The organism is Mycobacterium sp. ZZG (genome assembly GCF_054786995.1).
In genome coordinates this window covers 43,903-67,454 of record NZ_JBTBFV010000029.1, presented here as the reverse complement: position 1 = coordinate 67,454, position 23,552 = coordinate 43,903, and the positions used below count along the sequence as shown (strand labels likewise).

At 67.5% G+C, this 23,552-nt stretch carries 21 protein-coding genes; 7 read left to right on the top strand and 14 right to left on the bottom strand.

Annotated features, from left to right (window positions below; translation table 11 throughout):
- The first annotated feature begins 204 nt into the window (after positions 1–204).
- Both ACXMYJ_RS17085 and ACXMYJ_RS17080 read left to right on the top strand, forming a co-directional pair.
- Complete coding sequence (locus ACXMYJ_RS17085; RefSeq protein WP_460357842.1) at positions 205–669, top strand: sigma-70 family RNA polymerase sigma factor; 465 nt, start codon at positions 205–207, stop codon at positions 667–669.
- A gap of 8 nt (positions 670–677) precedes the next feature.
- Entirely contained in the window at positions 678–1,205 is a 528-nt protein-coding gene (locus ACXMYJ_RS17080) for a DUF421 domain-containing protein (RefSeq protein ID WP_260752006.1), read from the top strand.
- 17 nt (positions 1,206–1,222) lie between these two features.
- On the opposite strand, the gene ACXMYJ_RS17075 is transcribed toward ACXMYJ_RS17080, so the two are convergent.
- Complete coding sequence (locus ACXMYJ_RS17075; protein ID WP_460357838.1) at positions 1,223–2,605, bottom strand: DUF2254 domain-containing protein; 1,383 nt, start codon at positions 2,603–2,605, stop codon at positions 1,223–1,225.
- A gap of 163 nt (positions 2,606–2,768) precedes the next feature.
- On the opposite strand from ACXMYJ_RS17075, the gene ACXMYJ_RS17070 reads away from it, so the two are divergent.
- Complete coding sequence (locus tag ACXMYJ_RS17070) at positions 2,769–3,992, top strand: cation:proton antiporter domain-containing protein (protein WP_460357835.1); 1,224 nt, start codon at positions 2,769–2,771, stop codon at positions 3,990–3,992.
- A 375-nt stretch (positions 3,993–4,367) separates the two neighbouring features.
- Here ACXMYJ_RS17070 and urtE read toward each other — a convergent pair whose 3' ends face one another.
- The 5 genes from urtE to urtA are packed head-to-tail and all read right to left on the bottom strand — an operon-like array spanning position 4,368 to position 9,165.
- Positions 4,368–5,060, bottom strand: a complete 693-nt coding sequence (urtE, locus tag ACXMYJ_RS17065) for an urea ABC transporter ATP-binding subunit UrtE (RefSeq protein WP_460357832.1) — start codon at positions 5,058–5,060, stop codon at positions 4,368–4,370.
- A complete protein-coding gene (gene urtD, locus ACXMYJ_RS17060) occupies positions 5,060–5,893 on the bottom strand; it encodes an urea ABC transporter ATP-binding protein UrtD (RefSeq protein ID WP_260752009.1) in 834 nt (277 codons plus the stop codon). Before urtD ends, urtE begins: the two co-directional genes overlap by 1 nt.
- Positions 5,890–7,002 carry an urea ABC transporter permease subunit UrtC gene (urtC, locus tag ACXMYJ_RS17055; protein WP_260752010.1) on the bottom strand — a complete coding sequence of 371 codons (1,113 nt, stop codon included), beginning with the start codon at positions 7,000–7,002 and terminating at the stop codon, positions 5,890–5,892. Before urtC ends, urtD begins: the two co-directional genes overlap by 4 nt.
- Positions 6,999–7,883, bottom strand: a complete 885-nt coding sequence (gene urtB, locus ACXMYJ_RS17050) for an urea ABC transporter permease subunit UrtB (RefSeq protein WP_260752012.1) — start codon at positions 7,881–7,883, stop codon at positions 6,999–7,001. Before urtB ends, urtC begins: the two co-directional genes overlap by 4 nt.
- Positions 7,884–7,923: 40 nt before the next feature.
- Positions 7,924–9,165 (bottom strand): urea ABC transporter substrate-binding protein, encoded by a 1,242-nt coding sequence (gene urtA, locus ACXMYJ_RS17045; RefSeq protein ID WP_460357846.1) that lies wholly within the window; start codon positions 9,163–9,165, stop codon positions 7,924–7,926.
- Positions 9,166–9,456: 291 nt separating this feature from the next.
- On the opposite strand from urtA, the gene ACXMYJ_RS17040 reads away from it, so the two are divergent.
- Positions 9,457–9,882, top strand: a complete 426-nt coding sequence (locus ACXMYJ_RS17040; RefSeq protein WP_460357828.1) for a hypothetical protein — start codon at positions 9,457–9,459, stop codon at positions 9,880–9,882.
- 1 nt (position 9,883) lies between these two features.
- Here the strand turns inward: ACXMYJ_RS17040 and helR are convergent, their stop codons facing one another.
- A complete protein-coding gene (gene helR, locus ACXMYJ_RS17035) occupies positions 9,884–12,076 on the bottom strand; it encodes an RNA polymerase recycling motor ATPase HelR (RefSeq protein WP_460357825.1) in 2,193 nt (730 codons plus the stop codon).
- Between the two features lie 139 nt (positions 12,077–12,215).
- On the opposite strand from helR, the gene ACXMYJ_RS17030 reads away from it, so the two are divergent.
- Complete coding sequence (locus ACXMYJ_RS17030) at positions 12,216–13,238, top strand: Rv2578c family radical SAM protein (RefSeq protein WP_443186514.1); 1,023 nt, start codon at positions 12,216–12,218, stop codon at positions 13,236–13,238.
- Positions 13,239–13,265: 27 nt separating this feature from the next.
- On the opposite strand, the gene ACXMYJ_RS17025 is transcribed toward ACXMYJ_RS17030, so the two are convergent.
- The 4 genes from ACXMYJ_RS17025 to ACXMYJ_RS17010 all read right to left on the bottom strand — a co-directional run bounded on the left by ACXMYJ_RS17025 (position 13,266) and on the right by ACXMYJ_RS17010 (position 17,695).
- Positions 13,266–14,549, bottom strand: a complete 1,284-nt coding sequence (locus ACXMYJ_RS17025; RefSeq protein ID WP_260752024.1) for an acyl-CoA dehydrogenase family protein — start codon at positions 14,547–14,549, stop codon at positions 13,266–13,268.
- The gene (locus ACXMYJ_RS17020; protein WP_260752026.1) at positions 14,546–15,679 is read right to left on the bottom strand and encodes an acyl-CoA dehydrogenase family protein; all 1,134 of its coding nucleotides are present in this window, start codon (positions 15,677–15,679) and stop codon (positions 14,546–14,548) included. The genes ACXMYJ_RS17025 and ACXMYJ_RS17020 overlap by 4 nt, the downstream gene beginning before the upstream one ends.
- Positions 15,680–15,713: 34 nt before the next feature.
- Positions 15,714–16,943 carry an amidohydrolase family protein gene (locus ACXMYJ_RS17015; protein ID WP_260752027.1) on the bottom strand — a complete coding sequence of 410 codons (1,230 nt, stop codon included), beginning with the start codon at positions 16,941–16,943 and terminating at the stop codon, positions 15,714–15,716.
- Positions 16,944–17,074: 131 nt separating this feature from the next.
- Positions 17,075–17,695 (bottom strand): TetR/AcrR family transcriptional regulator, encoded by a 621-nt coding sequence (locus ACXMYJ_RS17010; protein ID WP_260752028.1) that lies wholly within the window; start codon positions 17,693–17,695, stop codon positions 17,075–17,077.
- 75 nt (positions 17,696–17,770) lie between these two features.
- Here ACXMYJ_RS17010 and ACXMYJ_RS17005 point away from each other — a divergent pair, with 75 nt between their 5' ends.
- Complete coding sequence (locus ACXMYJ_RS17005; protein ID WP_460357819.1) at positions 17,771–18,655, top strand: acyl-CoA thioesterase; 885 nt, start codon at positions 17,771–17,773, stop codon at positions 18,653–18,655.
- On the opposite strand, the gene ACXMYJ_RS17000 is transcribed toward ACXMYJ_RS17005, so the two are convergent.
- Both ACXMYJ_RS17000 and ypfJ read right to left on the bottom strand, forming a co-directional pair.
- On the bottom strand, positions 18,656–20,287 hold the full coding sequence (locus ACXMYJ_RS17000; protein ID WP_260752033.1) for a DUF885 domain-containing protein: 1,632 nt from the start codon (positions 20,285–20,287) through the stop codon (positions 18,656–18,658).
- The gene (ypfJ, locus tag ACXMYJ_RS16995; protein ID WP_260752034.1) at positions 20,280–21,176 is read right to left on the bottom strand and encodes a KPN_02809 family neutral zinc metallopeptidase; all 897 of its coding nucleotides are present in this window, start codon (positions 21,174–21,176) and stop codon (positions 20,280–20,282) included. The genes ACXMYJ_RS17000 and ypfJ overlap by 8 nt, the downstream gene beginning before the upstream one ends.
- A gap of 86 nt (positions 21,177–21,262) precedes the next feature.
- Between ypfJ and ACXMYJ_RS16990 the strand changes: the two genes are divergently transcribed.
- Complete coding sequence (locus ACXMYJ_RS16990) at positions 21,263–22,750, top strand: carboxylesterase/lipase family protein (RefSeq protein WP_260752037.1); 1,488 nt, start codon at positions 21,263–21,265, stop codon at positions 22,748–22,750.
- A gap of 24 nt (positions 22,751–22,774) precedes the next feature.
- On the opposite strand, the gene ACXMYJ_RS16985 is transcribed toward ACXMYJ_RS16990, so the two are convergent.
- The gene (locus ACXMYJ_RS16985; RefSeq protein ID WP_260752039.1) at positions 22,775–23,548 is read right to left on the bottom strand and encodes an enoyl-CoA hydratase/isomerase family protein; all 774 of its coding nucleotides are present in this window, start codon (positions 23,546–23,548) and stop codon (positions 22,775–22,777) included.
- Positions 23,549–23,552: the final 4 nt, after the last annotated feature.

The window sequence follows — 23,552 nt, the reverse complement described above, 5'->3', positions numbered from 1 at the left end:
ATTCCTTTGCTCGAGTGACTTTGGTCGGTCTCTCGAAGAATCACGCGATGACCCTCAATCAGTCGGCTACGACACGCCGGTACCGCTGATCAGGTCCGACTCGTACACCACTCTGCTGGACGCAACCGGTCGATCCGCGTTCCTCGCCACATTCAGGAGACACAGCTGCGAGTGCGGGACGCGGTGGAGACACTCTCTCGGCGCTTGAACCGGTCACCGACGAACCCCGAGTTGGCGCGGGAACTCGGCATCGGCAGCGACGACGTGGCCCAGTCGAGCTCTGCGCATTGGGCGTATCAACCGCTGTCACTCGATGCGTCTCGTTCGGGGCCGGGTGGACCGGATCCGACGTTGCTCGGAACGACTCACGGCGCGGAAGACCCCCACTTCGAGACCGTCGAGGATCGCATCGTGCTACAGGACGCCATCGGCGCGCTGACTCCTCGATCCCGCGCGATTCTCGGTATGCGCTACTTCAACGGCCTGTCCCAGCGAGAAATCGGTCGCCGACTGGGCATTTCTCAAGTTCAGGTGTCTCGGCTGCTGAATGCGGCGCTAACCCTGCTGCGACGGCGATTGACCGCCGACGCCGCGTCGACAGCGAGCGGAAGCCGAACAGATTCGGTACCGACGGATGTGGCCGGCGTCGCCATGGACTTTGAGAGGTAGTGCGCTGCATGTGGTTTGACACATGGTCCGACGTCGTCCGAGTTCTGCTCATCGGTTCGGCTGCCTACGTCGCCCTGATCGTAGTACTGCGGGTATCGGGCAAACGGACTCTGGCCAAACTCAACGCGTTCGACTTGGTGGTCACCGTCGCCGTCGGCTCGACGCTGGCCACCATTCTGCTCAACACCGACGTGTCATTCGTGGAGGGATCGACCGCGCTGGCGCTGCTCGCCGGGCTGCAGTATGCCGCGGCAAAGGTGTCATCGCGGTTTCGCGCCGGTCGGACGGTGCTGACCGCCCGACCGACGCTCCTGCTGTCCCACGGCCGATCACTCGACGACGCGTTGCGCCGCCAGCGCGTCAGTGCCGACGAGATTCACCAGGCGATCCGGTCGTCGGGGCACGGTGACGTCAGCCGGATCGCGGCGGTCGTACTGGAGAGCGACGGTTCCCTCAGCGTCATTCCCCACGACAAGATCGGCGATGGGTCTGCGCTGGCCGGAGTGGCGAACGCTTCAGCGCCACCGAGGCGATGACGCTGTCGTTGACGGAATCAACCCGCAGGCCATCGACGGTCGAGTGCTTCCCGGACGTTTCGCGCCAATTGATCCAACTGACGCCGCTCGACGTCATCGTAATCCCGGCCGGCCACCGCCCTCTCAAGACGGCGGAGCCGGTCAGCGATCGCGTGCCGGTGTTCGGGGAGCACCACCACCCAGGCGAGTTCGCGCAGCATCGACAGCAACCGTTTCAGCACCGCCGGGTCGCTCGCGCCGTAGAGCAATGGCTGGTTGGAGACGATATCGAGCAGATCCGGCAAGTCGGGTTGCGCCAGTACCACCCGGGCCGCCCCGTTCTCGTCGCGCAGAATCCGGGGACCCAGACGGTATCCGGCCAGTCGGCACAGTGCGGCGCTGCACGAGTTCAGGCCGTGCACAGCGGTGGTGGGGTCGTTGATACCAGGGCTCAACGCACGCACAACGACGTCCGTGAGCTGACGGAACCCATAGCCGATGTCCTGGGTCGCGGTGCGTTCGTTACCCACGGTGAGGGCGTCGGCGACCTGCTCACGCACCGAGATCAACCGCTCCCCGTGGAGGGTGCCGCCCCGGTTCTGGGAGGACCAGCAGAAGGCCACCGGTACGCCTGCGGTGAGGTCCGATCCCATCGGACGCTCCACCCAGACCACCACATCGGCGTCGACGGCGGCCTTTACCAGCGCCTGCTCGGCGACCGAGACGAGGAAGCCTGAAGAGCGGGCTGTGATGATCGCCGCGTCGGCGGGCGGGACAGGTGCGTCGCGGTCAGCGGGTTGTTCCTCGATCCGGCCGAGCAGCCGGTCTGCGGTCTGCTCGATGTCGCCGGCGACATGGTCCAGCATGGTCTCGATCCGTATCTGACGTACCAGGTGCCCGAGGAACAGCACCAGGGCCAGAACGCTGGCCATGGCCAGCAGGTAGGCCACCGTGACCGCAATCTGCGGAACGAACTCCGCTGAACCGTCATTGCCATTACGAACGGTGCGCAGGACAGTCAGTGCGTAAACGAAGGTCGCGAGAAACAGTGCCAGGGTTCGTTGGACGAAACGATCGGCAGCGAATGTCCGTAACAGCCGCGGCGTGTATTGAGAACTGGCCAGCTGCAACGTGATTAGAGTCAGGGAGAACGTCAGCGACGTCACGGTGATCAGCGAGGTTGCGATGGCGCCGAGGACTTCTCTCGCCGCGTCGGCGCCTCCGCCGAACAAGTAGCCCGCCAGTGCCGGGGGCATCTGCTGATCGACGGCGGTGTCGAGTTCAGGGATGGCGATGCCGGCAAGCAGAGCAGTGACCACCCCGAGAGCCGGAACCGGCCATAGTCGACTGCGTAGTCCGTCGGCGACGGCGCGCTGACCGAGCACCAGAGGCTTGCGGCAGTCGCCGACTCGGTTGTCCATCAGCGGCGAAACCCCTTCATGGTGCGTTCGAGCATCGACGGCCGGCCCCCTCCAAGTACCCGGGCCGAGGCACCGGCACACCTTTGCCCCGACTTCACCTGGGTTGGTGTGGATTCACCTGGTTTGGTGTGGACTTGGAGCTCTGCGTGGGAAACCCCTGTCCGTGGAACTGGATATTGTGCTGGCGGCCGTCGGTGTCCTCGGCATGGCGGTTGCGACGTTGTCAGCGAAGATGCGGAGTCTGCCGATCTCAGAACCGCTGCTGGGGCTGGCGGCCGGAATCGTGCTCGGACCACAGGTCACCGGCGTGTTGTCGATGTCTCCGCTGACTGTCGAGCAGTCCGTGCTGCACGAGGGCAGCAGGGTGCTGTTGGCGATCTCGGTGATGGCGGTGGCGTTGCGCTACCCGTTCGGCGAGATTCGTCGTCACGGCCGGTCGCTGCTTGTGCTGCTGCTGATCGTCCTGCCGGTGATGGCCGTGGTGTCGGCGGCGCTGGGGTGGGCTGTTCTCGGTATGCCCATCGCCGCTGCCGCGCTCTTCGGTGCCGCGGTCAGCCCCACCGATCCTGTTCTCGCGTCGAGTGTGGTGACCGGCGACGATGCCGAACGGGACCTTCCCGCTCGGGATCGGCAATTGCTGTCCCTGGAATCGGGGTCCAATGACGGTCTGGCGCTGCCGCTCGTTCTGGTCGCGCTCGCCGTGGCAGGCCCTCTCGGGGCGGGAAACGCGGTCGCGGAGTCGGTGTGGCAGGTGGGCGGTGCTGTGATCGTCGGCGGGGTCATCGGCTGGTTGGGCGGCGGTGCGCTCCGTCTGGGCGCGGACCACGGCTCGACCGCCGGTGCGCCGGCACTGTTCTTCACCGTCGTATTGGCGCTCGGCATCCTCGGAGTGTCCGGTCTACTGCGTGTCGATGGAGTTCTCGCCGTCTTCGTCGGCGGGGTCGTGTTCAACATCGTCGGCACCGGGCAGGAGCGTGAGTCGGCGGTGCCGATCGACGAGGCCATCAATCGATTCGCCGTTCTGCCGCTGTTCGTGATGTTCGGGGCGACATTGCCGTGGCACGAATGGTACGAATTTGGCTGGCCGGCAATGCTTCTGGTGCTCACCGTGCTTACGTTACGGCGACTGCCGATTGTGCTTCTGATCAAACGTGTGCTGCGGCTGGGCGCCCCGGACGCTCTCTACCTCGGGTGGTTCGGGCCCGTGGGCGTATCCGCACTGTTCTATCTCACCTTGGAAGCAGACCGGCTCGGGGCGAATGAGACGGTGCTCGCTGCCGGGGCGCTCGTGTTGGCTTGTAGCACAGTCGCGTTCGGGGTTACGGGCGTCATCGGTAGGGGCTTGTACCGTCGAGCGACTCGTCAGGGGTGCGCGGTCGAACGTTGACGTACCGCCCACCACTGGATGCCGATGACCACTCCGGTGATGCCGAGGGTAGTACATCGCAGCGGAACTTCATCAGCACAAAGGGACGTGCACAGCCAGGTCAAGCGTGATCGCCGCAGCCGGCACCCAAACCTTGGTGTCTACCTGGTCTTTCACGCCTAAGATCACGCCCAGGTGAAGGGGCCGACACATCCGCGAGCTGAACTCCACCGCGACCGCGCCGGTTGTCTGTGTTCGCCGTGCCACCGGAGACGTCGGTGCGCCAAATCGAGTGCGAGCGTGCGCATTTGTCCGACATTTTTCGGCGTGTCGCCTGTAAACACGCACGCTCGCGCTGGAGGGCGGGCCGGTCAGATGGCCACAGCGGCGGGCCGCTCAGATGGCCATCGCGGCGCGGACTTCCGCTTCCGAGGCCGATCCGCCCGCGCCGCTGGTGGTCACCCGCCCGGCCTCCAGGATGTAGTAGCGCTGCGACGATTCCAGGGCGAACCCGATGTGCTGTTCGACGAGCAGCACCCCGAGGTCGCCGCGACGGGTCAGCGTCGTGATGGCCTCCTCGATCTCGGCGACCACCGAGGGCTGGATGCCCTCGGTGGGCTCGTCGAGGATCAGGCACTTCGGGGTGGTGATCAGCGCGCGGGCGATGGCGAGCTGCTGGCGTTGCCCGCCGGAGAGCAGCCCCGCTCGACGGCTCAGCAGTTCCTTGAGCGCCGGGAACAGGTCGAGCTGCTCGTCGATCAGCGCCTTGCCGTTCTTGCGACCGTCGGCGACCACCTGCAGGTTCTCCGCGGTGGTCAACTGCCCGAACGACTGCTGGCCCTGCGGCACGTACGCCAGACCGCGCGCCACCCGGGCGCTCGGCCGCAGCTTGGTGATGTCCTCGCCGTCGAACAGCACCTTGCCCGCCGTGCACTTCAGCAAGCCCACCGCGGCGCGCAACAGGGTGGTCTTGCCGGCACCGTTGTGCCCCATCACCGCCGCGACGCCGTCGGTCGGAACCTCGATGCCGACCCCGTGAATGACCTCGCTGCGGCCGTAGCCGGTGCGGACGTCGACCAGTTGCAGCATCAGGAGTTCCCCTCGACGAGTTCGATTCCGTCGGCGCCGGCCGCGGCGGTCCCCAGATAGACCTCCTGCACCTTCGGATTGGCCTGGACCTCGGCGACCGAGCCCTCGGCGATCACTTGTCCGCGCGCCAGCACGGTCACCGACGTCGCGAACGCCCGCATGAAGTCCATGTCGTGCTCGACGACCACCACCGTGCGTTCGGCGCCGATGCGGCGCAACAATTTTCCGGTCTCCTCCCGCTCCTCGGTGCTCATGCCGGCGACGGGCTCGTCGAGCAGCAGCACGTCGGCGTTCTGCACCAGCAGCATCCCTATCTCCAGCCACTGCTTCTGCCCGTGTGCCAGCACACCGGCGGGTTTGTCGGCCAGGTGGGTCAGCCCGATGGTGTGCAGCGCCTGTTCGATCGCGGGGAGCACGCCCTTGCGCCGCCGCAACAGCGTCCATGCCGAGCGCTCGGCCCCGGCCGCGATGTCGAGATTCTGTAGCACCGTGAGCTGTTCGAACACGCTCGCAGTCTGGAAGGTGCGGCCCACGCCCCGGCGGGCGATCTGGTGCACCTTTTTGCCGAGCAGTTCCACGCCGGATTTGTTCACCGACCCGGTTGCCGGAACCAGACCGGTGATGGCGTCGATCACCGTGGTCTTCCCGGCGCCGTTGGGACCGATCAGGAACCGCAGGTCGCCCTGGAACAGCGTCAGGTCGACGCCGCTGACCGCCTTGAAACCGTCGAAATCGACTGTCAAACCTCGGACTTCGAGGTACTGGGCGCCCATGCCGGCGTTGCCGCCCTCGACGGGCTCCTTACCCGCGGTGCTCGCTTCGACTTCGGTCATGAGCTGGCGCCCACCTTCGCTGCGTCGGGGTCGGAGTCGGCGGCTTCCTCCGATGGCGGATCGGCTTTGGCCTTACGGCGGCGTTTGAGCAGTACTGCAAGTCCGGCGAAGCCGGCGGGGAAGAACCCGACGACGATGATGAACAGCAGTCCCTGGGCGTAGGTCCACTCCGACGGAAAGCGTTCGGAGAACAGCGTTTGCGCCCACGCCACGCCGATCGCGCCGAGCACCGGACCCAGCAGCGTGGTGCGCCCGCCGATCGCGACGCCGATCAGGAACGCGATGGACGGCAGGATGCCGACCTGTGACGGTGCGATGAAGCCGACGATCGGCGCGAACAGCGCCCCGGCGATGCTGGCGAACAGCGCCGCCACGGTGTAGGCCACCACCTTGATGTTGGCCGGGTCGTAGCCCAGGAACCGCACCCGCTCCTCACCGTCACGGACGGCCACCAGCAGTTCACCGTAGCGGCTCTGCATGAGCTGGCGCACCACGGCGATGACGATCAGCAGCACCGCCGCGGCGATGAAGTACAGCATCCGTCGGTTCACCGGGTCGTTGAGCGTGAAGCCGAAGAACGTCCGGAATCGGTTGAGGCCGTTGGATCCTCCGAGGCTGGTCTGGCCGACGAGCAGGATGGCCAGCGCGGCGGCCAGCGCCTGGGACAGGATCGCGAAGTAGGCGCCCTTGACCTTGCGCTTGAACACGCCGAGGCCGAGCGCCGCGGCGATCCCGGCCGGGATCACCGCGATCGCGATCAGCGTGACCACCGGCGACGCGAAAGGCGCCCAGTAACCGGGTAATTCGCGTATCCCCTGGATCTGCATGAAGTCCGGGACCTCGTCACCACGCAGCTGCGCGTCGGCGATCTTGAGGTGCATCGCCATCATGTAGCCGCCGAGCCCGAAGAACACGCCCTGCCCCAGCACCAGCATCCCACCGCGGCCCCAGGCCAGGCCGATACCGACGGCGACGATCGCGAAGCACAGGAACTTGCCCAGCAGGCTGAGCCGGAAGTCCGAGAGCACCGCGGGCGCGATCACGAACAGCACCAGCGCGGCGACCCCGAAGCCGGCCCAGGTCTGCCATCGGCCTAGCAGGCTGGTCATACGAGACTCCTTGTCCGGACCGTGAACAGGCCCTGCGGGCGCGCCTGCAGGAAGATCACGATGATGACGAACACGATCACCTTCGCCAGGGAGGCGGTGGTGTTGTATTCGATGAACGAGTTCAGGAAACCGAGGGTGAACGCCGCGATCACCGTGCCCTTGATCTGGCCGAGACCACCGACCACGACCACCAAGAACGCGTCGATCAGATAGCTCTGCCCGATCGTCGGACTCGTGGAGCCGATCAGAGTCAGTGCCACACCGGCCACGGCCGCGAGCCCGGAGCCGATGAAGAACGTGGTGATGTCGGTCTTGCGGGACGAGATACCACTGGTCTCGGCGAGATCCCGGTTCTGCACGACGGCTCGGATGCGCCGGCCCATCGGGCTGACCTTGAGCACGGTGGCCAGCACTGCGACGCACACGACGGCCAGCACCAGGATGAAGATGCGCGTCTTGGGGACGACGGCCCCGAAGATCTCCATGCCGCCGGACAACCACTCCGGTGCCACGACGTTGACCGCCGGGGCCCCGAAGATGTCGCGGGCCACCTGCTGCAGGATCAACCCGACACCGAACGTGACCAGCAGGGTGTCCAGCGGGCGGTGGTACATCCGCTGGATCAGCGTCACTTCGAGCAGTGCGCCCATGGCGCCGCCGATGAAGAACCCGAGAACGAGCGAGATGATCAGCGAGACACCGGCGCTCGAGACGATCTGCTGCACGACGTAGGCGGTGTAGCAGCCGGCCATGATGAACTCGCCGTGCGCCATGTTGATGACGCCCATCTGGCCGAATGTCAGTGCCAGGCCCAATGCGGCCAGCAACAGGATCGAGCCGAGGCTCAATCCTGTTGCCAGCTGTCCGATTACGACATCCATGTGCGCGGAATGACTTCCCGTCGCTTCGCTCGCCCCGGCATCAGCCGGAAAGCCCGGCGGCCCACGGGTAGGACTTCAGGAACGGGTCCGGCTCGATCGGGCCGTCGGATTCCCAGACCGTGTAGATCAGACCGTCGGGCCGGATCTCGCCGATGCGGGCGGTCTTGGTGATGTGGTGGTTCTCGCCGTCGATGGTGACCAGACCCTCCGGCGCGTCGAACGTGACGCCGTCGGCGTTGTCCTGGACGGCCTTGACGTCGAAGGACTGTGCCTTCTCGACGGTGTTCTTCCACAGGTACACCGACACGTAGGCGGCTTCCATCGGGTCGGACGTCGGTTTGTCCGCGCCGTACTTGGCCTTGTAGGCCTTGACGAACTCGTTGTTCACCGGTGTGTCGATGGTCTGGTAGTAATCCCACGCCGTGAGCTGACCGGTGACGTTCTGCACACCGATACCGCCGACCTCTTCCTCGGCGATCGACACCGACACCACCGGCATCTGCTCGGGGGTCAGCCCCACGTTCTTGTACTCGCGGAAGAAGGCCACGTTGGAGTCGCCGTTGAGGGTGTTGAACACCGCGTCGGCATCGGCGGTGCGGACCTTGTTGACGATCGTGGAGAAGTCCGTCGAGCCGAGCGGCGTGTAGTCCTCGCCCTTGATCTCGATCCCGTTGGCCTCGGCGTAGGCCTTGATGATGCGGTTGGCGGTCTGCGGGAACACGTAGTCGCTGCCCACGAGATACAGCGACGTGACGCCCTTCTCCTTCAGGTAGTCCAGCGCGGGCACGATCTGCTGGTTGGTGGTCGCACCGGTGTAGAAGATGTTGGGGGAGGACTCCAGGCCTTCGTACTGGACCGGGTAGTACAGCAGCGAGTTCGCGCTCTCGAACACCGGCAGCATCGCTTTGCGGCTCGACGAGGTCCACCCGCCGAACACCGCGGCGACGCAGTCGCTGCTGATCAGCTTCTCGGCCTTCTCGGCGAACACCGTCGGTTCGGAGGCGCCGTCCTCGGCCACGAGTTGGATCTGCTTGCCCAGCACCCCGCCGGAGGCGTTGATCTGCTCGACGGCCAGGTCGATCGCGTTGCGGACGGTGACCTCGGAGATCGCCATGGTGCCCGACAGCGAGTTCAGTGCGCCGACCTTGATCGTGGACCCGGAGGTGTCCACGCATGACTCGGCATTTGCTGAATCAGTGTCACTGGCCTTGCTTCCGCAACCGGCCAGCAGCAGGCTCGCGACGGCCACGACACTTCCTGCAGTCAGCGCGGATCGTTTCATCGGGTGGCGTCGGGGTTGGTCCATGAACGGCCTTTCTGGCTGTCGGCAGCGCTCATCCGCAGATGAGGCGCCGAGTCGGAAGTACTTCAAAACGCTTCAGAACACGAAGTGGTGACACCGTCCCGGTGTCGAATCCGGACGTTAGAGCGCCTGTGTTTCTGCCAAATGTCTATGTGTGACAGCCGCGTTAACCTGTGTGCACCAAACACCGCCGGTTTGCCATCGATGGGGTGAGCGGTCGCTGGTCCGGTACCGCGTAACGATCCGGTACCGTCCGGCGATGTGACCAACATGCGAACAGCTACAGCCAAGGTAGGGGCGGCAGTCGGGGCAGCAGCACTGGTGGCCGCCGCGGGAATGATCAGCCCGGCAATGGCGAGCGCGCAGGAGGGACATCAGGTCCGCTACACGCTCACCTCGGCCGGCGCCTATGAATTCGATCTGTTCTATCTGACGAGCCAGCCGCCGAGCATGGAGGCGTTCAACGCCGACGCCTACGCGTTCGCCAAGCGTGAGAAGGTCAACCTCGTGCCGGGGCAGCCCTGGGTCTTCGAGACCACGATGGAGGACCCGAACTGGGCGATCCTGCAGGTGAGCAGCACCACCCGGGGCGGGCAGGCCGCACCGAACGCGCACTGCGACATCGCCGTCGACGGTCAGGTGCTCACCCAGCACGACGACCCCTACAACGTGCGGTGCCAGCTGGGTCAGTGGTGAGTCACCCTGCCGCCAGCCCGGCCAGGGCCGGCGGCAGCGGCCCGCTGTGCAGCACGCCGAGCCGCTGCGTGGCGCGGGTCAGCGCGACGTAGAGGTCGGCAGCCCCGCGCGGCCCCTCGGCAAGGATCCGTTCCGGGTAGACGACCAGCACGGCGTCGAATTCCAGGCCCTTGGTCTGCGTGGGTGTCACGGTGCCGGGCACACCCGCAGGCCCGATCACCACACTCGTGCCTTCGCGGCCGGCTTCTACGGTGACGAAATCGGCGATGGCGCCGGCGAGTTCGTCGTCGGAGACGCGACGTGACCACGGCGCCACACCGGTGGAGCGCACCGACTCCGGTGGCGCGGCCGACGGGGCGAACTCGCCGAGAACCGAAGCGGCGACGGCCATGATCTCGGCCGGCGTGCGGTAGTTCACCGTCAAAGTCCGGTACACCCAGCGGTCCGGGACGTACCGGTTCAGCATCGCGTCCCACGACGTCGCGCCCGCCGGCGACCGGCGCTGCGCCAGATCACCGACCATCGTGAACGACCGGCTCGGGCACCTCCGCATCAGCACCCGCCAGTCCATCGCGGACAGCTCCTGGGCCTCGTCGACGACGACGTGCCCGTACGTCCAGTCCCGGTCGGCGGCCGCCCGTTCGGCGAGATCGCGGGTGTCGCGCTCGAGGAAGCGTTCGGCCAGGTCCTCGGCGCCGATGACATCGCGGGCCAGCAGCAGGTCCTCGTCGTCCATCAGGTCCTCGCGGTCGACCATCAGGTCCAGCACGCCGGCGGCGTAGGCGGCTTCTTCCCGGCGTTCCCGCTCGGCGGTCTCCTCGCCCGACCGGTCCCGTCCGAGCAGGTCGACGAGTTCGTCGAGCAGGGGCACATCCGACACCGTCCAGGCATGGCCGTCGGCGCGATGCAGCGCGGGGTCGGCACCGGCGGCACGCAGCCGCTCAGGAGACGAATACAGTTCTGCAAGAAGGGTTTCCGGAGTCAGTACCGGCCAGAGGCGATCGAGGGCGGCGCGGAACGCGGCGTTGTCCTCCAGCTCGTCGAGGAGGTCGGCGCGCAGATGCTCCCACGCCGCGCGGTCCTCCCGGGTCAACCACCCCCGGCCGATCTTGGCGATCGCCCGTTCGGTCAGCGCCCACGTGACGACGTCGACGAACACTGCCCGGGCGTCGTTGTGCGGCTGTTCACTCGCGCGGGCTTCCTGGATCGCCCATCCGGCGATGTCGGCGCCGATGCTGACCGAGACGTCGGACAGGTCGATCGGGATGGGGTCCGCCGGGACCTGCTGACGGTCGGCGACCGCGGCCCTGAGCACCTCCAGCATCGCCAGCGAGCCCTTCGCCGTGGCGGCCGCAGGGGTGTCTTCGGCGCTGACGTGCAGGCCGGGCACCAGATCGCCGACGGTCATGAACACCACGTTGGTCTCGCCCAGCGAGGGCAGTACGCGCCCGATGTGCCGCAGGAACGCCTCGTTCGGACCGACGACGAGCACGCCGTGGCTCTCCATGCGCTTGCGCTGGGTGTACAGCAGATAGGCCACCCGGTGCAGGGCCACCACCGTTTTTCCGGTGCCGGGGCCGCCCTCGATGACCAGCACTCCCGGGTGATCCAGTCGGATGATCGCGTCCTGCTCGGCCTGGATGGTGGCGACGATGTCGCGCATGCCCTCGCCTCGGGGCGCGTTCACCGCCGCCAGCAGCGCCACGTCGCTGGAACTTCCGGGCTGGTCGCCGGCCTCCTCGGCGGCGGGTCGGCCGAACACCTCGTCGGTGAAGTCGAGCAGGCGCCGCCCCAGGCTGTGGAACTGCCTGCGCCGGCGCATGTTCTCCGGGTGGGCGCCCGTCGCGACGTAGAACGGGCGGGCCGCCGGGGCGCGCCAGTCCAGCAGCAGTGGTTCGTGCTCGTCGTCGAGGATGCCGATGCGGCCGATGTAGAGCCGCTCACCGGAGACGCTGTCGAGCCTGCCGAAGCACAGGCCCTGGTCGGCCACGTTGAGCCGGTCCATCTGCGCTGCCGTCGCGCGCACCTCGGCGTCGCGGGCCACCAGGGTCGCGCCGCTCTGCTTGTCGACCGGGCTACGCAGCGCCGCCGCGTACCTGTCTTTGATCCGTGCGCGCTCGGCGTCCAGCCGGGCGTAGAGCCCGTCGACGTACCCGCGCTCCGACCGCAGTTCGTCCTCGTAGTGAGTTGACATGTGCCCCTTAGATTTCTGAGCTGAGTATGCGATTCTGCGCCATCACCCCGGCCTTGCCGCAAGCCCCCGTCCCGGCGGTATGGTGGACGGGCAGGCGCCGGTCACTTGACACCCCATCGAACATGTGTTCGCATGAGGTATGCGCTGGGCCGGTCAGGGAGTCGCCGTCGACGACGGCGCGTTGCCCGGCCTGCAGCGTATGGGCCTCATCCGCAGCGTGCGTACCCCGCAATTCGACGGAATCACCTTCCACGAGGTGCTGTGCAAGTCGGCGCTGAACAAGGTGCCCGACGGCAGCGCTCATCTTCCGTTCCGGTACACGGTCAACGGCTACCGGGGATGCTCGCACGCGTGTCGCTACTGCTTCGCCCGGCCCACGCATGAGTACCTGGACTTCGACAGCGGTCGGGATTTCGACACCCAGGTGGTGGTCAAGACCAACGTCGCCGAGGTGTTGCGCAGGGAACTGCGCCGCCCTTCGTGGACGCGGGAAACCGTGGCACTGGGCACGAACACCGATCCGTACCAGCGCGCCGAGGGGCGCTATGCGCTGATGCCCGGGATCATCGGCGCGCTCGCCGAATCCGGGACGCCGTTGTCCATCCTCACCAAGGGCACGCTGTTGCGCCGCGACCTCCCGATGCTCGCCGACGTCGCGGGCTCTGTGGACGTCAGCGTCGCGGTGTCACTGGCGGTAGGTGATCCCGAGCTGCACAGCCAGGTCGAGCCCGGTACGCCGACTCCCGAGGCCCGCCTCGATCTGATCTCGGCGATCCGGGCGGCGGGGCTGCGCTGCCACGTGATGGTGGCCCCCGTGCTGCCCGGGCTGACCGACTCGCGGGAGCACCTCGACGATCTCCTGCGCCGGATCGCCGCCGCGGGCGGCACCAGCGTGACGGTCTTCGGTCTGCACCTGCGGGGCAGCACCCGAGGCTGGTTCATGGACTGGTTGGCGCGCGCCCATCCCGGGTTGGTCGGGGAGTACCGGCGGCTGTACCGGCGCGGGGCGTACCTGCCCGCCGAGTACCGGGCGGAGCTGGCGCGCCGGTCCGCGCCGCTGATGGCCAAGCACGGACTGACCAATGGGTCGCGGATGAGCGCACCCGCCGCACCCGCCGCGGCGCCGGCCGCCGTCGCGCCGATTCAGCAGGCGCTGTTCTGAGGCGACGACTGACGCGCCGGCGCGGCGTCAGCTCTTGTTGCGCTTGACCTGATTGAACGGCAGGCCCTTGTCGGCGGCGAACTCACGGGGGAATCCGAGGATGCGCTCACCGATGACGTTGCGCGCCATCTCGGAGGAACCTCCGCCGAGCGATCCGGTTTGACGCGACAGGTAGCGCACCCCGACGTCGAGCAGCCCGGCCAGTTCCGGGGCATCCGCGGTGCCCTCGTCGACCACACCGGCCGTGCCTGTGATGGCGAGCGCGGTGTCGACCTCCAGCTCGGTGGTCTCGGCGTGGAACAGCCGGATCAGCGTGCCAGCGTTCGGCGGAAGCGAGCCGTCACCGATGCTGCGGAACACGTGGTCGATGAGCTGTTCTTTGACGATGCGGCGCACCAGGGCCCGGCCGGCGAGGTCCTGAACGCGGGGATCGTCACCCTGGCCGGTGGCCTCGGCCAACCCGACGTGGTCGGGCGGCATCTCGCTGGCGTTCTCCGCGGCGGTGCCGCTGGCGAACTCCGAGCCGCCGCCGACGGCGCGCCGCTCATGGTGCAGCTGGCGGGTCGCGACCTCCCAGCCCTTGTTCACCTCGCCCACCACGGCGTCGTCGCCGAGCTCGAGGCCGTCGAAGAACTCCTCGCAGAACTCCTCGTTACCGTTGACCTCCTTGATGCGGCGCATGGTGATGCCGGGTGCGTTCAGCGGCACCAGGAACATCGTCAGACCCTCGTGCTTGGGCACGGTCCAGTCGGTGCGAGCCAGTAGCAGCCCGTAGTCGGCGGCGAAGGCGCTGGTGCTCCAGGTTTTGGCGCCGTTGATGATCCACGAGTCGCCCTGCTTCTCGGCGCGGGTGATCACCCCGGCGAGGTCTGACCCGCCGCTGGGTTCGGACAGCAACTGGCACAGGATCTCGTCACCTCGAATCGCGGCCGAGATGCGGTCCCGCTTCTGGGCTTCGCTGCCCATGTCCAGAAGGGTCGCCGCGCAGATGGTGAACGTCGGCACGTTGAGGATCAGCGGCATCTCATAGCTGCGGCACTCGGCGTTGAACGCCTTCTGGTAGGCGTAGTCCAGTCCGAGGCCGCCGTACTCGCGCGGGAAACAAATCCCCGCGAAACCCCCCTCGTGCAGCCGCCTCTGCAGGTCCTTGGCCCGGTCCCAGGAGGACTGCTCGGCGCGGACCGAGAACGGCGGGTTGTCGGGATCGATGCGTGGCATGTTCTCGGCCAGCCACGCCCGTGCGCGGGCGGCGAACTCGTCGACCGTCTCAACGGTGCCGGTGGAGCCGGTCGATGCCATGGTCTCGGTCATGCCGTCGCCTCCGTCGTGCTGCTCAGCGCGTACACCGCGCGGTGGTGATCCTCCGGGGAGCCGAACATGGCCCGGTACAGCGCCACCCGACGCAGGTAGAGGTGCAGATCGTGTTCCCAGGTGACACCGATTCCGCCGTGCAGTTGCACACAGTCCTGCAGCATCACCGGGGCACGCTCAGCCACATAGGCTTTCGCGACGCTCACCAGCATCTCGGCGTCGGGGGTCCGCTGCGCGACCGCGCGGACGGCGCCCGCGGTGGTCGCGCGCGCCGCCTCGAACCACATCTTCATGTCGGCGGCCCGATGCTTGAGCGCCTGATAGGAGGCCAGCGGCCGGCCGAAGCTGTGCCGGTCGAACAGCCACTGGTTGGTCATCGTCAGCACCGCGTCGAGAACGCCGACGATCTCCGCGCACTGCAGAACCAGCGCGATCTGGCGCTGTCGCTCGATGATCGCCGCGGTCTGCTCGGCGGTGCCCACGACGGCGGAGTCGTCGACCTCGACCCCGTCGAACTGCACACGCGCATAACGCTTCACCAGATCCACCGAGTTCTGCGGGGTTACGGTGACGCCGACGGTGTCCGTCGGCACCAGGAACTGCCGGACAGCGCCGTCCAACTCGGCGACCGCCAGCACCGCACCGCTCTCGGCGCCGGCCTCCACCCGGTCCTTGACACCGTCGAGGCGGTAGCCGCTCGCGGTGCGGGTGGCTGTCGTCGCGGCCTGCAGCGGGGCGAAAGGACGACGCGGTTCGTACACCGCCCAGGACGCGACCAGCTCACCGGAGATCAGCGCCTCGATGGTCTGCTCGTGCCCGGTCGGTGCCTCCACGAGCCCTGCCAACACGACGCTGACCGGGTGCAGCGGACCGGGCGCGACGGTGTGGCCGATCTGCTCGGCGACCATGGCCAGATCGGCGACCCCGTCGCCGGAGACGCTGCCGCCCCCGAGTTCCTCGGGCACCAGCAGGCCGGCCCACCCCAGTTCGGCGGCACGCTGCCACCATTCGGGCTGAAACGACACCTCCGACGCATGCAGCCCGCGCACATGGGTCAGAGACGCCTGCTTCTCCAGAAAGGTCTGGGTGGTAGACGCGAACAGCAGCTGTTCCGGGTTGGCGGTTGTCATGAAACAGGCTCAGCCTCTTCGGTTTTCGGGGATGTCAGGTGAGGACGAGGGCCGGCACGTCGGGTTTGTAAACGACCTTGTTGTCGACTTTGAACAGATCGATCATGTTCTTGCCCATGACCTTTCGGACACCTTCAGCGTCCAGGCCGTGCGCTTCCAGGTCGGCGACGAGGTTCAGCGGATCGGCCAGACCTTCGGGGTGCGGCCAGTCGGACCCGAAGATCACCCGGTCGATGCCGCACAGGTCGGCCATCTTCTTGAAGTCGTCCTCCCAGAACGGCGCCACGTACACGCAGCGCTTGAAGGCCTCAACCGGGTCCTCCGGAAACTCCTGCGGCATCTTCGAGAAGACGTCCTTGAACTGGTAGAACAGGTACGGCACCCAGGAGGCGCCGTTCTCGATCGACAGGATCCGCAGATCGGGGTTTCGCGTGAACGCGCCGTGGCACACCAGCGCGGCCATGGTGTCCTCGATCGGGCGCTTGCCCATCGCCACCATCCGGAACGCCGTGGGGCGGAACGGCAGGAACTCGTCGGCAGGCTCCCAGTCGTTGAGGTATTGCGCGTAGCCGCTGTCCGAAGCGTGCATCGCCACCGGGATTCCGGCCTTGACGCACGCCTGCCAGAAGGGGTCGAACTCCTCGGTGCCGAACGATCGGGTGCCGCGGTATCCCGGGACCGGCGCGGGCCGCACCAGCACGGTCTTGGCGCCGCGCTCCAGACACCATTCGAGTTCCTCGAGCGCGCGGTCGACGATCGGAAGCGTGATCACCGGGGTCGAGAAGATCCGGTCCTGGTAGTTGAACTGCCAAGTCTCGTACATCCATTCGTTGAGCGCATGGATGATGTCGTGGATCAGTTCCGGATCGTCCTTGAGTCGTTCCTCGACCAGCGACGCCAGCGTCGGGAACATCAGGGTGTAGTCCAGGCCTAGACCGTCCATCACCTCGAGGCGGGCCTGCGGGTTGCGGAACGCGGGGATCGCCTTCATCGGCTTGCCCATGATCTCGCGGAAACTCTTGCCTCCGCTGCCGTGCCGGAAGTACTCCTCCTGGGCGCCGGGGCGCGCGACCACCTCGAAGGTCGGGTTCGGGATGTAGTCGCTGATGTGGTTGCGCACCATGATCTTGGTGCGGCCGTGCACGTCGATGTAGTCGATGACGCCCTTGCGCTTGTCCGGGAGGAACTTGGTGAGCGCCTCCTTGGGCTCGTAGAAGTGGTTGTCAGCGTCGAACACCGGATAGTCGAGGATGCGTGACGGCATGATGTGGGCTCCTCACATGACGTATTTGCACACAGTGGTAATCGCATTACCGTTCGATGGTAACGACATTACCACGCAGGTATGTAACGGCGCCAGAGCGCTCGTTGTCGGTGTTTGGGCAGTTCAGGGCGCTATCGGAGCAGGCTGCGGATGCAGAACGCGTGGACGTGAGCCCCGACTATCGGCACCCCGTTGAGCTCGGCGCCCAGGTCGCGCAGGCGGAGCGCGCCGAGGACCGTCTGCATCAGGATCGCGGCGTCGGTGTCGACGTCGAGGTCGGTGCGGAAGGACCCTTCCGCGATGCCGCGGTGCAGGATGTCGGCCACCAGTCGGTGCAGCGGGGCCAGCACCGTGGCGAATTCCTTGGGTCTGGTCTCCAGCAGGTGGTCGTTGTAGTACGTCAGGCCCCGGTTGATGCTGTCCTGGGTGCTGGACTCCGCCGGGGCGCTGATCCGATCGATGAGCCGGCGCAACGCCTCGCCGCCGTCGAGCGCGTCCGTCTCGGCGCGCCACCGTTCGGTCGCGTCGGCCATGATCTTCTCCACCAACGCCAGCAGCAGTTCGTCCTTGGTGGCGAAATGCTGATAGAAGGCGCGCAGCGAGGTCTTGGATCGCTCGACGACCTCAAGGACGGTGAAATCCGTCCTTCCCGTCTCGCCGAGGATCGCCAGCGCCGAGCGCATGAAGCGGCTCGCGCGGGATTCGGGCCCGTCCTGCTGCACGGTCGGATCCGGGTGCGCCTTCGCGGACATGGTAATGACGTTACCGCTTTCGGGAAACCTCGGTTACTGTTCCCTGCGACAGTCACCGAGTGGAAGCGATGGCACATGACAACCGATTCGGCGCAAACCCCGTGGACGGTCCAGGGTCTGCTCGACCTGTTCGACGCGCAGCCGTGCGGGCAGGACGTCTTCACCGCGGAGACCGGCCTGGCCGCGGCGGATGAGCGGCAGGTGGTGGAGGGCACGCAGGTGCTCGCCCAGTCGATCGTGGCAGCGGCCAAGCGCTTTCCGGACAAATCGGTGCGGTCGGTGTACTCGGTGTTCGCTCGTGCGGTGATGGTGAGCGCGGGGCCGGTCGAGTTGGAGATCGACGTGGTCAGCGAGGGGCGTTCGACCGCGACTGCGGTCATCACCGCAAAGCAGAACGGCAAGCGGTGCATCACCACCACGGTATTGGCCGACGTGCCGACCGATGACGTCATCCGGCACCACCTGCCCAAGCCCGACGTCACGCCGCCCGCCCAGGCGAACGTGTCTGCCATGCCGATGACGGGACGGGAACTGCGCCTGGTCGACGTCGTCGACGTCAACAGCCCCGACGAGGTCGGCCCGCCGGAGTTGTACGCTTGGCTGCACTACGACCCGATCCCGGCCCGCGACGATCTGGCAAAGGCGCTCGTCGCGTATTTCACCGGCCACCTTGGTATTTCGACGACGATGCGCGCCCACGAGGGCATCGGCACCAGCCAGGCCCACCTCACCGTCTCGACCGCCCCGATGACCGTGTCGGTGAGCTTTCATGAACCGGTGCGCTGGGACGGATGGCTGCTGTACACCCACGAGAGCACCCAGGTCGGAGCCGGGATGTCGTACGTGCGCGGGGCGGTGCACACCGAGGATGGCGAATTGATCGCGTCCTTCGCCCAGGACGCGCTGATCCGGCCGCTGCGCACCACCGACACCGCGATCAAGGAGCAGTCGCGCCTCTAGTCAGAGCGCGGCAAGCACAGCCGAGCGCAGCACCTCCAGCGGCAGACCGCCCAGGTCCAGCGCTCGGCTGTGGAACTCCTTGAGCGACACACCGCGCGCGACCGCGTCGTCGCGCAACTGCTGCCAGATACGCTGCCCGATCGCATAGGACGGCGCCTGTCCGGGCCAGCCGAGGTAGCGGTCGAGTTCGAACCGCAGATTCTCCTCGGCCATTGCGCTATGGCTCTGCAGGAACGTCCACGCGCGATTGGCGTCCCAGATACCGCCGTCCGGAGCCGTGAGGCCGCAGTGGACGCCGATGTCGATGACTACCCGTGCGGCCCGGAAGCGTTGCGCGTCAAGCATTCCCATCCGGTTTCCGGCATCCTCGAGCCAACCCAGTTCGGCCATCAGCCGTTCGGCGTACAGTGCCCACCCCTCGCCGTGGCCGGACACCCAGCACCCGAGCCGGCGCCACCGGTTGAGCTGATCGGCCAGCACCACCGCCCGGCCGATCTGCAGATGGTGTCCGGGCACCCCCTCATGAAAGACGGTCGTGGTCTCCTGCCAGGTGTGGAAGGTGTCGACGCCGGGCGGCACCGACCACCACATCCGGCCCGGGCGGGACAGGTCCTCCGACGGGCCGGTGTAGTAGATCCCCCCGGTCTGCGTCGGTGCGATCCGGCATTCCAGGTTGCGCAGCGCAGGGTCGACGTCGAAATGGTTGCCGCTCAACGCATCCACCACCCGGTCGGACAACTCCTGCATCCAGCGTTGCAGAGCGTCGGTGCCGTGCACGAGGTAGCGCGATTCGCCGTCGAGTCGGCGCAGTGCCTCGGCCGCGGACGCTCCGGGGTAGAGCCGGTCGGCGATCGTGTCCTGCTCGGCCACGATGCTCGTGAGCAGATCCAGACCCCACTCGTAGGCTTCGTCGAAATCGACTGCGGCGCCGAGGAAGAAGCGAGACATCACGGTGTACACATCCCGTCCGCAGCCGTCGCTGTCGCGGGCGTGCGGGCCGATGTCGTCCCTGAGCACCCTGGCCAGCGACGCGTAGGCGTTGGCCGCTTCCTCGGCATGGCCGCGTAGCTGGGGCGCCAGCGTGGGATGGTCCGCCTCGGCGACCATCGCGACGAACAGCTCGGCGTTCTGGGTCGCCTGCTGGATGCCCCGCCGCACCTGCCGGGCCGCCGGGGCCCGCCCGTCACGGGCCGACGCACGCAGCGCCTCGGCGTAGCCGTCGACGCGCACCGGGATCTGGGTCAGCCGCCGGTCGATGGTGGCCCAGTCGTCCTCGGTGTCGGTGGGCATCAGGTCGAACACGTCGCGCATCGTCTGCAGCGGTGAGGCGATGACGTTGGGTTCGCCGAGATCGAGTCCGGCGTCATGCATCTCGAGCAGTACGCCGAGGCGTTCGCGCATCGCGGCGACGGTGACGGCGTCGACGCCGTCGGACGGCTCGACGCTGTCCAGTTCGCGCAGAGCGGCGCGGGCGGCGTCGGCGCGGGCCGCCACCCCGGCAGGGGAGTAATCGGTGATCTGGTCGTCGTGTCCCGCGATGCCGGCCTCGGTGGCGGCACACGGGTCCAGGGCCGCGAGGGTGTCGAGATAGCGCTCGGCGACCGCGTCGACGGCCGTGGTGGGCCTAGCCAAGGTTGTTCGTCGCGAAGGTGTCGCACTGCGCCGGGTCACCGGTCCGGTAACCGGTGGTAAACCATTTCTGCCGCTGCTCCGAGGAGCCGTGCGTCCAGGATTCCGGGCTGACCCGGCCGGTGGCCGCCTCCTGGATGCGGTCGTCGCCGACGGCCGCCGCTGCCGACAGCGCGTCGGCGATGTCCTTGTCGGTCAACGGTTCCAGGAACGGAACGTCGGTGCCTTCCTGCTTGGTGATCGCCGCGTAGTGCGCCCACACGCCGGCGTAGCAGTCGGCCTGCAGCTCGGTGCGCACCCCTGCGCCCGTGGGGCCGGTGGGGTCCTGCTGGGCGCGGCCGAGCACGCCCTGCAGGTTCTGCACGTGGTGACCGAACTCGTGGGCCACCACGTACTCCTGGGCGAACGGGCCACCGCTGGCGCCGAACTGGTTCTGCAGGACGTCGAAGAAACCGACGTCGAAGTACGCAGTCTTGTCGACAGGGCAGTAGAAGGGTCCGACGTCGCTGCTGGCGAAACCGCATCCGTCGGTATCGACGCCGTTGGTGAACAGTTCGATCTGCGGCCGGGTGTAGCCGGGCATCAGCTGCGCCCATACGCCGTCGAGCGAGTTGCCGGTCGCCACCACCCGGCACTGGGGGATGTCGTTGGCGTCCCTGCCGGTCCGGCATTGGCTCAGATCGAAGCCCTGCGCCTGCGCGCCCTGGGTGTCCATCGGGGTCTGGTTCGGCAGCACCGTGCCCGGGTCCACGCCCAGGAACAGCGCCACCACCACGATCAGCAGACCGCCCAGACCGCCGCCCACCGCGATGCCGCGGCCGGGTCCGCGGCCGCCGCCACTGCTCGTCGAGGTGGTGCTGGTGTCGATCCGCATACCCTCGTTGAAGGTCATGTCGCTACCCCCAATCTGCCGTCCGCCGCTGGGCGGGGCTGCCTGACACCGCTGTCGGTCCAGCTTCGCACACTACGATTTGCCGCGTGTCTGTCGTGGCGGGAGTACCCAGCGTGCTGAGCACTCCGTCGGGCGACCTGCAGGGCGAGGTCGAGGGTGGGATCGGTGTGTGGCGCGGTGTGCCGTATGCCGAGCAGCCGGTCGGGCCGCGCCGGTTCCTGGCGCCCGAACCTCGCAAGCCCTGGACCGGGGTGCGCGACGCGCGTGAACACGGGCCGTTGCCCCCGCAGACGAAGTCGTTCGTCGGGGGCGGTCGCGACGACCCGAAGGCGCGCGACGAAGCGTGCCTGACGCTGACGGTGTGGTCGCCCGACACCACGGCCTCGCTGCCGGTGATGGTATGGATCCCGGGCGGGGCCTTCGTCTACGGCGCGGGCCAGTTCCAGCTGTACAACGGGTCGCGGCTGGCGGCCAACGGCAACGTCGTCGTCGTCAACGTCACCTACCGCATCGGGGTGTTCGGCGGCTTCGAGCTCGGCGATCTGGGGCACGGATTCGACGACAACCTCGCGCTGCGCGACCAGATCGCCGCGCTGCAGTGGGTGCGTGACAACATCGCCGCGTTCGGCGGGAACCCCGACCGGATCACGGTGTTCGGCGAGTCGGCGGGGGCGACGTCGGTGCTGGCGTTGATGGCCGCACCGCAGGCGGGCGGACTGTTCCAGCGGGCCATCGCGCAGAGCCCGGCGTTGCCGCTGATCGCCGACCGGGAGTTCCGCGCCGCCAACGCGCACGAGTTCCTGCGCCGCCTTGGGGTGAGCGCCGCTCAGGTGAAGGACCTGCCGCAGAGGCAACTGCGCCGCGCCGCCGGTGTGCTGCAGCTCAAGAGCGCCGCGACCACCCCGACGCTGGCCTACGGGCTGACCCACGGCACCGAGTTGTTGCCTCAGCACCCGGTGCAGGCCGCGCGGGAGGGCCGCATGTCGGCGGTGCCGCTGATCGTCGGCACCAACAGCCATGAGGCCTCGATGTTCGCGTGGACCAAGCCGCCGATGCTGCCCACCACCAAGGCGTCGGTCGACGCGTACTTCGCGCGGGTGGCGCCGGACGCCAAACAGACGGTGCTGCAAGCATATCCGTCATACCCGCGGCGCAGCGCCCTGGTCGCGCTGGGTGCCGACGCGATGTTCGGTGGACCGACCTGGGCGCTGGCCGATGCCTACAGCGCGCATGCGCCGACACGGGTGTACCGCTTCGACCACTTCGGGTGGAGCCTGCGCATGCTCGGTCTGGGTGCGACGCACGGCAGCGAGATCGTGCACATCCATCACAGTTACGAGTCGTTCGTCGGGCGAAAGCTGCACCCGTTGGGCCGGCGTATCCAGCCCGGTGTCGGACGGCGGATGCAGCGGGCCTGGCTGGACTTCGCCCGCACCACCGAGGACGGCGAGGACGAGCACTGGCCGTGCTACGAGACCGGGCAGCGGCTGACCCGGCTGATCACCTCCACCCGCGACGTCATGGCGCCCGACCCGGACCGGGACCGGCGACGAGCCTGGGCGGCGGTGTACTAGGGGACTGGTGCGGTCGACGGGATATCAGCGGCCGCGCCACCGCGGCGCACGCTTCTCCCGCCACGCCTGGATGCCCTCGGCCACGTCATCTGTCGCGGCGGCGACCTTGCGCATGGTCTCCCCGAACCGCACGGATTCGATCCAGCCCATCTTCGCCGTCCGCCACGCGACCTCCTTGGTGGCGCGCTGCGCCAGCGGCGCTGCCTCGGTGAGCGTTCGCGCCCACGACTGCGCTTCGGCGAGCAGACGATCCGGTTCGACAAGCCGCCACACCAGGCCGATCTCCTTGGCGCGCTGGGCCGTGACCGGTTTGCCCGTCAGCAGCAACTCCATGGCATCGGCCCACCGCACCCGCTCCGGCAGTCGGATCGCGCCGACGATGGTGGGCACTCCGAGGGACACCTCCGGAAACGCGAACGTGGCCTCGGTGCTCGCAATGACGAAGTCGCAGAACAGGATCCCGGTCAATCCGTAGCCGATGCACGGGCCGTGGACGGCGGCGATCGTCGGCTTGAACAGTTCCATCCCGGATTCGAACGAGTTGATCGTCGGCTTCTCCCAGAACGTGCCGCCGAAGGTGCCCACCGAGCCTTCGCCGTCCTTGAGGTCCCCGCCCGCGCAGAAGACGTCACCGTTGGCGGTCAGGATGCCAACCCACGCGTCCTCGTCGTCACGGAACCGGTCCCATGCCGCATTCAGGTCGCGGCGTAGTGCGCCGTTGATGGCATTACGTGCCCCCGGGCGGTTCAGGGTGATCGTGGCGATGTGATCGTCCACTTCGTAGGTGACGAGGCTCATGGCT